The following is an 11,233-nucleotide window of genomic DNA, read 5'->3' as shown; positions in this document are numbered from 1 at the left end:
ATGGAATCGGTTTTCTAGAATTTTAGGACAAAATTACCCTAGTCCAAGTGAATTGTAAATTATCCATTGGAGGATATACATTTTAAGTAGGTAGGCAGAATCATTTGTAAGACCCAAATAGTTAATCTTTTCCCAACACCCTACCACCTAACCCCTGCCATAGCTATTTTATATTTAATTACACCCACTTACTTATAGCTTGAGAGGAGTTACTTAAAACCTCAAATCATAACATCTATACATTTTCTTTGTCCAAATATTTTTATGATGAAGTTACTCTATTAGGTATCGACATATTAACGATTTCTATAGTAATATTGCAACAATTCCTCGTGAATATACCTAGTAGAAAATACGCAAAAACTAAGCCAAAATATCTAGATTAATTAGTCTTTTTTTGGTTGGGTTCGTGTAACAAAGCTTAGCAGTAAGTTAAATAAATAATTAGAAATAAAATTCAAGTATGGGCGTAGCACTTATCACTGGTTCGGCTGGTTTAATAGGCTCGGAAGCCGTCAGATTCTTTAGTAGTATTGGTATGGATGTTGTTGGGATCGACAACGATATGCGGAAGTTTTTCTTTGGAGAAGAAGCTTCTACTAAATGGAATCGCCAAAGACTGGAAAAAGAAATCGATAACTACTACCACAAAGAAGTAGACATCAGAGACTACGACAAAATCAAAGAAATCTTTCAGCACTATGGCAATAACATTTCTTTGATTATCCATACTGCCGCTCAACCATCCCATGATTGGGCTGCTAGCGATCCTTTTTCTGATTTTACAGTTAATGCCAACGGTACTTTAAATTTATTGCAGGCAACTCGCGAATATTGTCCCGAAGCTGTATTTATTTTTACCTCTACCAATAAAGTATACGGAGATACTCCTAATGCTTTACCTTTAATCGAGCAAGAAAAACGCTGGGAAATCGATGCTTCTCATCCCTATTATCCAGGGATTCCCGAAACTATGAGCATTGATAACTGCAAGCACTCTTTATTTGGCGCATCCAAAGTTGCTGCTGATGTTTTGCTTCAACAATACGTGCGTTATTTTGGTATTCGCACTGCTTCTTTTAGAGGTGGCTGTTTGACTGGGCCAAACCACTCTGGTACGGAATTACATGGTTTCTTGGCATATTTAGTGAAATGTACTGCCATTGGCAAGCCCTACACTATTTATGGCTACAAAGGAAAACAAGTCCGCGACAATATTCACTCCTCAGATTTAATCGCTGCTTTTTACGAATTCTACAAAAACCCCCGCGTCGCGGAAATTTACAACATTGGGGGTGGTAGAGAAAGTAACTGTTCTATGTTAGAAGCGATCGAAATTGCAGAAAAACTTTCAGGCAAAAAATTAGACTATTCATACACGGAAAACAACCGTAGCGGAGATCACATTTGGTATATTAGCGACTTGGCAAAATTCAAGTCTCACTACCCAGACTGGTCTCTAAAATACAATATTAATCAAATCTTGACTGAGATTTATGAAAGTGGTGTAGAAAGATGGAAAGAGTAACAATAGACTTCGGAAAACATTCCATATTAGGAGTTAACATTAATGCGATCGATTACAATGCTGCCGTCGATCAAATAGTGACAGCAGCCAAAAATCGACAGGCTTGCTCTGTTAGTGCTTTAGCAGTACATGGTGTGATGACGGGTTTTCTAGACCGCACTCATGCTAGACGTTTGAATGGTCTGGATTTGGTAGTTCCAGACGGACAGCCAGTTCGCTGGGCTTTATCTTGGTTGTATGGCAAACGATTACCAGATCGCGTTTATGGTCCCAATCTAACTTTAAAAGTAGCAGAAGCCTTAACTCAAGAAGGATTGAGTATCTACCTTTATGGCAGTAAAAAGGAGACTTTACAAAAGTTTGCTGATAACTTAGGCAAGATGTATCCAAGTATTCAGATTGTTGGCATGGAAGCATCTAAATTCAGACGACTGTCGGAATTGGAAAGGGCGGAACTAGTACAGCGTATTAAGAATTCAGGTGCTAGTGCGGTCTTTTTAGGCTTGGGTTGTCCCAGACAGGAAACCTGGGCTTATGAATATCGTAACTTACTTAATATTCCTATTTTGGCGGTGGGTGCTGCTTTCGATTTTCATGCAGGAACTTTACCCCAAGCTCCTAAATGGATGCAAGATGCGGGTTTAGAATGGTTTTTCCGCCTTACCCAAGAACCCAAGCGATTGTGGCAGCGTTATGCGATTCTCAATCCTCTTTATATTTGGAATATCTTACAACAGTACCTCGGTCTCAAAAAATTTGCTCCTGTGATGCCCGACGGTCGAGAAAAAATCGAATCCTACGGTTAAGATTCAACCTAAATAAAAAATAAAAAAGAGAGTTGGCTTTTATCTAATAATTGTCCGACTCTTTTTGTGTCGATAAAATAAATAGCTAATGCGATCGTGAATCGAATTATTTCTTTTCGGATAAAGAAGATTTTCTAGTTTTACTGTCTCGATGATTGGCGACAGATTCGACTAGAGCCAAACTTAAAAATCCTGATAGTAGAGAAGATCTACCATAACTCATCCAGGGCAAAGGAATACCCGTAATAGGGGCGAGTCCGATAGTCATGCTGAGATTGATGGTAATTTGAAAAGCTAAAATAGCCAAAACTCCGATCGCGATCGACGAACCAAAATTATCTTGAGCGTGACAAGCAATCCAGACCAAACGCACGCAAATGAGCCAAAAAACCAACAATAATAAAATACTGCCGACAAAGCCAAATTCTTCTCCCACCGCTGAAAAAATAAAATCTGTGTGTTGTTCGGGAATAAAATTAAACTGAGTTTGCGTACCCTGATGCCATCCTTGTCCCCACAATTTTCCAGCACCGATCGCAATCCGAGATTGGATTAAATGATAGCCACCCCCCAAAGGATCTTGTTCGGGATCGAGAAACATAATTAATCTGGCTTTTTGATAGTCCTTTAACAGTCCCCAAAAAACATTACCCAACTCCACCGCACCTAAGTTAATCGCTATCGCACTTAAAGTAGAAACGAGTTTCACTGGTAGAGTTAGCCAAGCAATCCCCGCGACGCTCAAAACCCATAATACCCAACCAGGAAGATATAAATGGTACAAAATAGCGGAAAACAAAGGGGAAATCATTAACACCAGCCACCCCGTCTTGGCATTTGCCCAATAAAGCATCGTAATCACGATCGCGCCAAATACCAGAGAAGTTCCCAAGTCTGGTTGTAAAAAAACCAATCCCCAGGGAATAGCGGTAATGGCTAAAGTTCGGATGACAGTAGCTAAATCTGCCCCATCGCGATCGTGTAAAAGGGCAGCTATGACAATTACCATACCCAGTTTGGCAAATTCTGAAGGCTGGACATTAAATCCTGCGATTGTAATCCACCGTTGCGCTCCTTTGGCGCTAACTCCCGCTACCATTACTGCAATTAAAGAGATATTGGTTAAGGCGTAAATTGCCCAATACCAACGTAACAAGATTCGATAATTCCAGCGAGATATCACCATTACTAAAAGCAGACCTAAAACACTAATCATCCAATGTTGGTAGCTATAGCTATGTCTCTCCCCTAACTCGGTGCTGTAGATAGTTAAACCGCCAAAAAAAGTTAGTCCTGCCACCGCTAGTAATAAGATCCAGTCTAATTTTTGCCAGGATGAAATTAATTCCCAAATAAATTGTTGAAAATATTTTAGTTTTACTTGAGAGTTACTAGATTTTCGAGAAGGGGTACGAGATTCAATGGGCATTTAGAGTAGGTAGTAGGTAGTAGGTAGGGGCGGTTCGCGAACCGCCCGTACGGTAGTGGGTAGTGGGTAATTGATTATGCTGAGATATTTATTTTTTGCCGTGAAGTTATTTGGCAATGACGAGGGAGTCAGATTGGTAAATTAAATGAGAAAATCGATCGCAGTTGCTATTTTAATTCTGAAAGTCGGGAATGCTGAATATAGATACCCTCTCATACACAATCAAACTACTATCTCATGAGGAAAATATTCTTTACGATTCTACTGGCTTTTTTCAGTTTGACAACCCCCATCTTGGGGCAACCAGCCTCCAGTCAAACTGTAATTAATAGTTGCGATCGCTCTTTGGAGTCTAATTATAAACTCAATCTTTGTCAGAGCGATCAAAGTAAATTAACCAAGCAAAAATGGCGCAAGCTTTTTCAAAGATATTATCGCAGTCGCTACCGAACAAAATTTGCTGCCAACAGTAGTTTTCTTAGTTTAAAAGAAGTTAATAATTTACTCGGTTTTTCAGGTAAAAGAAACAAAATTCACCAACATAGTCCCCATCAATATTGGTCTTGGCAAGATAAAGAAAATCCCCAGAGAAAAATAGAGGCGGTTTTTGTCTATCATCAGCTTGTGGGCTTGAGGAGTAAAGGATTCGATCGCCAAGATCTGCAACAACTTAAAACCCAAATGAAATCAAATAATTAATTACTGTTCATAACTCTTTGCCAATCTGCGGGAGTATTGCAGTTAAACAAACAATTGGGATCGCTTATAGGTAATTCTCGGACGGATTGGTTTGTTAACCAGCCTTGAAAAGACATTTTACCTGTTTGTAAATAAGTTTCTAGAGAAGTTATGCTTTCCCGTCGATAAAAACCACATAATGCTTCCCAAACCTTACGATTACGAGGTAAGAGAGCGATTTCTGTGGGTAATACTGTTGCCAAATACCCAGACCACTGTTTTACTTGGGATGAAGATAAATAGGGCAGATCGCAAGCCAGTAATAGTACCCATTCTGTATCTACCAACTGTAAAGCTTGAGTAAAACCAATTATGGGAGCATTAGATTTTGCTGGCAAAACTAATTTCTCTTTAATTAAATGAAAATCAGGAGGCAACACAGAACGATACTTTTCAATCCAGGGAGTTACCACATAGACTCGCTCGCTAACATCCAAAGCGATCGCGCAAGTACGAACTAGTAATGTTTGACCGCCCATTGTCAGTAAAGCTTTATCCCGTCCCATGCGAGAGCTTTCACCCCCTGCTAAAACAATTGCTGTAATTTTATTTGGAATAGATTTAAGCATGAACGATCGATTACCACCTACGTCAACTATAGAGCGACATCTCCAATTATGGGTTTATTTATTACCTGTTGTTGGTATTATTCCTTCAATATTTGCTTTGTATCTATCTCCCCAAAGCGATCGAGCCAAAAATCGGGAACAAAAAATAGTTAGTCGTCAGTCTCTTAGTTTAGCGATCGTTTGGTTAATTTGCTACGCTTGTTTTTCTGTAGGTGCTGCAAATATGTCGGAAATCCTCTCGTTTCGCTTACTTTATGCCAATACTATGGTTACTGCTGCCTATTTCATCACTTGTACGGTGCTAATGTCTCGCTTGAATCGTAAAAGATAAATTTATCTTGTTGGTTGCGAATAGTGTAAACTGTCGTTACTTTAGTGAGGAAGCTAAAATTTAAAATAATTTTTAAGATAGCGATCGCTTTCCTTCATACTTGACTGCTTTTGCTCGTGCTGACTCCACCATCTTAATTTCCAGTCTGAGTGTTTTTACCAACAAATAAACAAATAGCTGTTAATATTAATTGAATTATATTTGTGTATCTAAAAATCTTAACTTTATTTTAAAGACATAATTAATTTTTATTTAGCATGAGGGTATCCAGTGCCAATTAGAAAAGCTTATACTACAGACTCTTCAGGCAGACAGTCTTCTGCTAGATTTGATTCAATAAACTATAGTCGCTCTAGGAATCAAACGAGAAAATTGAATAAGACGAGAGCAATTCTAGTCGGTTTGGGTTTGACAGCCGTTTCTTTAATCTCCGCAGGAGTTGGTGCATTCTTAGCAGTTGCTCTTTCCACAGCTTCTCCTCTACAAAAAGCAGAATTAACCCCCGAAGAACAAAAAGTCTTTAGTCAAGAAAAAACTGTAAGTGCCAAAAATCTTAACCTTCCAGAATTAGATCGACCCGTAAATGTTTTGGTATTGGGGATAAAAGTTATTAGTGCCGATCTCGAACGAAAAGGCTTAGACTTTGAAAAGCAAGATGTTGGCTATCACCATTTGGTAAATTCCTTTGATGGTTTGAGCGATAGTATGTTATTGCTGCGCTTCGATCCTAAACAAGAGAAGGTATCGGTGCTATCTATTCCTAGAGATACCAAAGTTTATCTTGATGGTTATGGTAGAAGAAAAATCAACCACGCTAATGAGTATGGCGGTCCAGCTTTGGCTGCTGCTACTGCTAGCGATCTATTGGGCGGAATTAATATCGATCGCTACGTGCGAGTTAATGTCCAAGGAGTAGAAAAACTAATCGATGCTTTGGGTGGAGTAACGGTTAACGTTCCCAAAGATATGAAATACAATGACTTTAGCCAACATCTCTACATCGATCTGAAAAAAGGCATTCAGCATTTAGATGGGGATAAAGCCATGCAGTTTTTACGCTATCGTTACGATGACTATGGAGATATTTCTAGAGTCCAGCGACAACAAATGTTAATGCGCTCGGCAGTAGAACAGACTCTTAAACCTGCAACAGTAGTTAAAATACCCAAAATCCTTTCGGTAATTCAATCTCATTTAGATACCAATCTGACAGTTAGGGAATTGATGGCATTAGCTAATTTTGCCTCCAAACGCGATCGCTCTAACATTAACATGATGATGTTACCAGGAGATTTTAATAGTGGCGACGAGGCAGTGAGTTATTGGTTACCTGATTATGAAGCTATTAATAAGCTGATGATCTCTCATTTTAATATGCCATCCTACGACCGCGATTATAATAATGCTCGCAATACCTATGCCAGTTTAAATAGCAGTTTTAGCGTCCGCAATCCTCGAATCAGAATTGCAGTTCAAGATAGCACCAGAGATCAGCAAATATTACAATCAGCTTTAGATACTCTTAGAGCCGCAGGTTATCGAAGAGTATTCGCTACTAAAAACTGGCAAGATCCTTTACCCATAACTAGAGTAATTGCTCAATCTGGAGATGATAAAGCAGCCAACGAAGTTAAATCTATTTTGGGAGTAGGAGAAGTGGTTGTGGAAAGTACGGGATATTTGAAATCTGATATTACCGTACAAATAGGTCGCGATTGGGAAAGACAAATTAAAAAATTTATTGAATCCGATCGGTCGTCGGAAGAGGAAAATAATTTTTCCGACAGAAATTCTAGACTGGATGACAATCTCGATCGCTTTTAATCATTAAATATTAAAAATAGTTAAGTAAATAAATATTAAGTCTCTTAATGAGAATTACATAATGAGTTTGCTGCATTCTAGAACTGTGATATTTTGTTGACTATATCAACAATAAAATAAAAGTATGATGGGGTGTTTTTTAAATACTGTTTTTATAATTTATTTGTTATTGCTGTAACTCACTTCTAATAAAAGATACAGAAATTTTAAAACTAGCAAATTTATCTAACTTAACAAAAATCTTTTTTTTGCTTATTGACTATGAATTTATACTCATTGACAAAACCATAAAACTAATTGTCAAAAAAAACGATATCTTGTTAGTAAGAGCTATGAATTTTTTAAATCACAATACTTAATTTTCTTATACAACGAAAATTGCGTAATGGAGAATGGCAAAAAGTATTGAGTAAAACATTGCCAGAAAAAAGCGATCGCCTAAATTCTTAGAAAAAGCGATCGCCCGTCAGCAAAATCTATAAATTTTTAAGCCACAGCACTGAGTTGTACTTCGCCATTAACTACTCTGACGGGATAGGTAGGAATTTTAATTTCAGGATCGTCGAGATATTCTCCTGTTTGTAGGTTGATGTTTTGTTTGTAGATGGGTGCTGCAACTTTAGTTACTCCTTGTCTGTCTCCTACTAAACCGCGAGAAAGAACGTATGCTTTTGCAAAGGGATCGTAATTAGAGAGGGCGTAAACTTCCTCAGTTTCGCCAACGCGGAAAATAGCTACTTGTTGGTCGTTAAATAGGGCGCAGACTCCTGTATTGGGTTGAATATCGCTAATTTGACAGACGGTTTCCCATTGGGTTGCTGTATGTTCGGGTATTGTTTGAACCATGTTGATTATGTATTGTTAATGGTTAATTATTGTAGGGGCTGTTCGCCCTAAAGGATTAGCTTCGCGTCCGAACAGCCCCTACGGGTTATACGGTTAATTGTTGTTTTTCTTCGGGGGTGGCGGGGCGTTTTTGTCCTCGTTCTTCCACATAGGTTAAATTAGGATCGGGGCGATCGCTGTTAACAAAATGACGGAAACGTTGCAGTTTGGTTTCGTCTTCGATAGTGGTTTTCCACTCACATTGATAGGTGTTTACTAGGTGCTGCATTTGGGCTTCTAGTTCGTCACAGATTCCTAGAAAGTCATCAATAACCACGCTTCTGAGGTAGTCAATTCCGCCTTCCAATTTGCTAAACCAGACAGAAGTACGTTGTAGTTTGTCGGCGGTTTGAATATAGAACATTAAGAACCTGTCGATATATTTAATCAGGGTTTCTTTATCAAGATCCGTAGCTAATAAAACCGCATGGCGAGGAGTCATACCGCCGTTACCGCAGACGTATAAGTTCCAGCCGTTTTCCGTAGCAATGATGCCAAAGTCTTTGCCTTTGGCTTCGGCACATTCGCGAGTACAGCCAGATACTGCCGATTTTAATTTGTGGGGCGATCGCAAACCGCGATAGCGTTGTTCTAGTTCAATTGCTAAACCAGTAGAATCATCTACCCCAAAGCGACACCAGGTACTACCAACGCAGGATTTAACGGTACGCAACGCCTTGCCGTAAGCGTGTCCAGATTCAAAACCCGCAGCTACTAGTTTTTTCCAGATTTCGGGCAGTTGATCTACCCTCGCGCCGAATAAGTCTACCCGTTGTGCGCCAGTGATTTTAGTGTAAAGTCCGAATTCTTGAGCCACTTCTCCCAAGACGATGAGTTTTTCGGGAGTGATTTCGCCACCAGGAATACGGGGAATGACGGAATACGTACCGTCTTTTTGGATGTTAGCTAGATAGTAGTTGTTAGTATCCTGCAAGCCAACGTGGGGACTATCTAAAATATGTTCGTTCCAAGTAGAAGCGAGGATCGAAGCAACGGTGGGTTTACAGATTTCACAACCTTTACCAGTGCCGTGTTGGGCTAGTAAATCAGCAAAGGTTTTAATTTTATTTACCCTTATTAGATGATAAAGTTCCTGACGGGAATAAGCGAAGTGTTCGCAAACGTGGTTTTTAACTTCTACACCCACTTTCTTCAATTCGGTATTGAGGATGTCTTTAACTAGAGGTAGGCAACCACCGCAACCCGTACCAGCTTTAGTACAGCTTTTTAGTTCTCCCAGATCCATTACTCCATCGGCAATGGCAGTACAGAGATCTCCTTTGGAAACATTGTTACAAGAACAGATTTGGGCTGTATCGGGTAAGTTATCTACTCCTAATAATGCTGCGCCTCCTCCTTCTCTGGGAGGTACTAATAAATCTTCGGGATGGGGAGGAAGAGTTATTTTATTTTGTACTAGCTGTAGAAGATTGCCGTAAGCGGAAGCATCGCCGATTAAAATACCACCCAGTAGTAGCTTGCCATCTTCGGAAACTACCAACTTCTTATAAGTACCTTTGATCGTATCGTTGAAGGCTAATTCTTTCGCCCCCTGAGTACGTCCGAAGTTATCTCCAAAGCTAGCTACATCTACCCCCAATAACTTCAGCTTGGTAGACATATCCGCCCCAGTAAAGCTTTGCTCTCCCGCACCAGTTAGCTTATCGCTGGCTACTTCCGCCATTGTATAGCCAGGGGCGACCAAACCAAAAATGCGCCCGTTATACAGCGCACATTCGCCGATCGCGTATATATTGGGATCGTTCGTGCGACAGTCTTCGTCAATTACAATACCGCCACGCTGTCCAATGGCTAGTTCGCATTCTCTAGCCAACTCATCGCGGGGGCGAATACCAGCGGAGAAAACAATCATCTGAGTTTCTAACTCACCACCATCGGCAAATTCCATCTTAACTAGCTTGCCATCTTCGCTAGCAATATTAGTAGTAGCCTTGCTGGTGTGTACCTGAATGCCTAACTCTTCGATCTTATTTTTCAGTACTTCTCCGCCTACTTCATCGATCTGTACGGGCATCAAACGGGGAGCAAATTCTACTACATGAGTTTGTAAACCCATATTTTTGAGGGCGTTAGCACATTCCAACCCTAGTAAGCCACCGCCAACGACGACACCCACATTTACATCGGGCTTGTTACCCCAGGCTTCCATCCCTTCCAAATCATTAATAGTGCGGTAAACGAAAGTACCAGGGCTATCGTTACCCTTAATGGGAGGCACAAAAGGATAAGAACCAGTTGCCAAGACTAATTTGTCATAAATAATTTCTTTACCATTAGCTGAGATTACTTTTTTATTAGCGCGATCGATACTGGTAACGCGATCGCCAATATAAATTTCTATATTATTATCCTGATAATACCCAGGCTGTACTAAAGTCAAATCCGCTGCGGTTTTACCTGAAAAGTAACCGCTGAGGTTAACGCGATCATATGCCACACGAGGTTCTTCGCAGAAGGTAACTAAATTCCACTCACTCGATACATCTTTCTGTACCATCAGTTCGAGGAATTTATGACCAACCATACCGTTACCAACTACGACAAGATTTTTTTTGTTGGTCATCTATTTTTTAATCCATACGTTCTACATATCTATCAATTTACTGATTTTGCTAAACCTATCAACAGGTTATATGTGGTTTTGACATGGCATCGATGATATTTACGTATGTACAAGTGTCGCAAAAAATTCCAAATATATAAAAGCTAAAATATTTAATACATTAAAAGTGAATAGTTTGCCTGAGATTGAAATGTGCTATGCCAGAGGTGATTGAATATTTAATTAAATGTTGTGAAGTATATTGTGTAAAAGATTGTTGTGGATTAAATGCTTTTGATTTCAGTCCAGTACATATTGCTTCGTATCTATTAGATTCAGGATATTCGACTTCCGACATTAAAAAGCTAAAAAAATCCTTGTCACGATTTATTGAAACTAATATAACTTCGATCAAAGATAATCTTGTTTATATTAACGTTATTTCAGACTCTTTAAACAAAAAAGAATTAAACAATCTTCAAAATGAGATTTCTACTAATATCGATCTTGCTCTCAAAATAATAGAAGTAAGCGAGAAAGATAGATACGAACCCGAAACT

At 39.3% G+C, this 11,233-nt stretch carries 10 protein-coding genes; 6 read left to right on the top strand and 4 right to left on the bottom strand.

The features are described 5' to 3' along the window. The first annotated feature begins 463 nt into the window (after nucleotides 1-463). Nucleotides 464-1,528 carry an NAD-dependent epimerase/dehydratase family protein gene (locus AC33VI_RS18375; RefSeq protein ID WP_491783713.1) on the top strand — a complete coding sequence of 355 codons (1,065 nt, stop codon included), beginning with the start codon at nucleotides 464-466 and terminating at the stop codon, nucleotides 1,526-1,528. Continuing rightward, on the top strand, nucleotides 1,516-2,334 hold the full coding sequence (locus AC33VI_RS18370; RefSeq protein WP_491783712.1) for a WecB/TagA/CpsF family glycosyltransferase: 819 nt from the start codon (nucleotides 1,516-1,518) through the stop codon (nucleotides 2,332-2,334). The genes AC33VI_RS18375 and AC33VI_RS18370 overlap by 13 nt, the downstream gene beginning before the upstream one ends. Before the next feature lie 106 nt (nucleotides 2,335-2,440). On the opposite strand, the gene rodA is transcribed toward AC33VI_RS18370, so the two are convergent. Next, the gene (gene rodA, locus AC33VI_RS18365; RefSeq protein WP_491783711.1) at nucleotides 2,441-3,763 is read right to left on the bottom strand and encodes a rod shape-determining protein RodA; all 1,323 of its coding nucleotides are present in this window, start codon (nucleotides 3,761-3,763) and stop codon (nucleotides 2,441-2,443) included. Between the two features lie 237 nt (nucleotides 3,764-4,000). On the opposite strand from rodA, the gene AC33VI_RS18360 reads away from it, so the two are divergent. Beyond that, a complete protein-coding gene (locus AC33VI_RS18360; protein ID WP_491783710.1) occupies nucleotides 4,001-4,462 on the top strand; it encodes a hypothetical protein in 462 nt (153 codons plus the stop codon). Here the strand turns inward: AC33VI_RS18360 and AC33VI_RS18355 are convergent. Next, the gene (locus AC33VI_RS18355; RefSeq protein ID WP_491783709.1) at nucleotides 4,459-5,070 is read right to left on the bottom strand and encodes a molybdenum cofactor guanylyltransferase; all 612 of its coding nucleotides are present in this window, start codon (nucleotides 5,068-5,070) and stop codon (nucleotides 4,459-4,461) included. The genes AC33VI_RS18360 and AC33VI_RS18355 overlap by 4 nt on opposite strands. Between AC33VI_RS18355 and AC33VI_RS18350 the strand changes: the two genes are divergently transcribed. After that, a complete protein-coding gene (locus AC33VI_RS18350; RefSeq protein ID WP_491783708.1) occupies nucleotides 5,069-5,401 on the top strand; it encodes a hypothetical protein in 333 nt (110 codons plus the stop codon). The two genes, AC33VI_RS18355 and AC33VI_RS18350, sit on opposite strands and share 2 nt — an antisense overlap. 270 nt (nucleotides 5,402-5,671) lie before the next feature. Further along, nucleotides 5,672-7,225, top strand: a complete 1,554-nt coding sequence (locus AC33VI_RS18345; RefSeq protein WP_491783707.1) for an LCP family protein — start codon at nucleotides 5,672-5,674, stop codon at nucleotides 7,223-7,225. Nucleotides 7,226-7,711: 486 nt separating this feature from the next. Here AC33VI_RS18345 and nirD read toward each other — a convergent pair whose 3' ends face one another. Together nirD and nirB are read right to left on the bottom strand one after the other, a co-directional pair. Continuing rightward, on the bottom strand, nucleotides 7,712-8,071 hold the full coding sequence (nirD, locus tag AC33VI_RS18340) for a nitrite reductase small subunit NirD (RefSeq protein ID WP_491783706.1): 360 nt from the start codon (nucleotides 8,069-8,071) through the stop codon (nucleotides 7,712-7,714). An 85-nt stretch (nucleotides 8,072-8,156) separates the two neighbouring features. Then, nucleotides 8,157-10,694, bottom strand: coding sequence for a nitrite reductase large subunit NirB (nirB, locus tag AC33VI_RS18335; protein ID WP_491783705.1), 2,538 nt, complete (start codon nucleotides 10,692-10,694; stop codon nucleotides 8,157-8,159). A 197-nt stretch (nucleotides 10,695-10,891) separates the two neighbouring features. On the opposite strand from nirB, the gene AC33VI_RS18330 reads away from it, so the two are divergent. Beyond that, a partial coding sequence (locus AC33VI_RS18330) for a DUF6331 family protein (RefSeq protein ID WP_491783704.1) occupies nucleotides 10,892-11,233 on the top strand: 342 nt, incomplete at its 3' end.

Source organism: Waterburya sp., assembly GCF_058530065.1.
Note: the sequence above shows the minus strand (reverse complement) of the source record. Positions and strands in the feature narration are given on the sequence as shown.

Coding starts and splice junctions, on each gene's coding strand:
- AC33VI_RS18370 (WP_491783712.1), top strand. CDS start 1,516: ATGGAAAGAGTAACAATAGACTTCGGAAAACATTCCATATTAGGAGTT.
- nirB (WP_491783705.1), bottom strand. CDS start 10,694: ATGACCAACAAAAAAAATCTTGTCGTAGTTGGTAACGGTATGGTTGGT.
- AC33VI_RS18355 (WP_491783709.1), bottom strand. CDS start 5,070: ATGCTTAAATCTATTCCAAATAAAATTACAGCAATTGTTTTAGCAGGG.
- nirD (WP_491783706.1), bottom strand. CDS start 8,071: ATGGTTCAAACAATACCCGAACATACAGCAACCCAATGGGAAACCGTC.
- AC33VI_RS18360 (WP_491783710.1), top strand. CDS start 4,001: ATGAGGAAAATATTCTTTACGATTCTACTGGCTTTTTTCAGTTTGACA.
- AC33VI_RS18375 (WP_491783713.1), top strand. CDS start 464: ATGGGCGTAGCACTTATCACTGGTTCGGCTGGTTTAATAGGCTCGGAA.
- AC33VI_RS18350 (WP_491783708.1), top strand. CDS start 5,069: ATGAACGATCGATTACCACCTACGTCAACTATAGAGCGACATCTCCAA.
- rodA (WP_491783711.1), bottom strand. CDS start 3,763: ATGCCCATTGAATCTCGTACCCCTTCTCGAAAATCTAGTAACTCTCAA.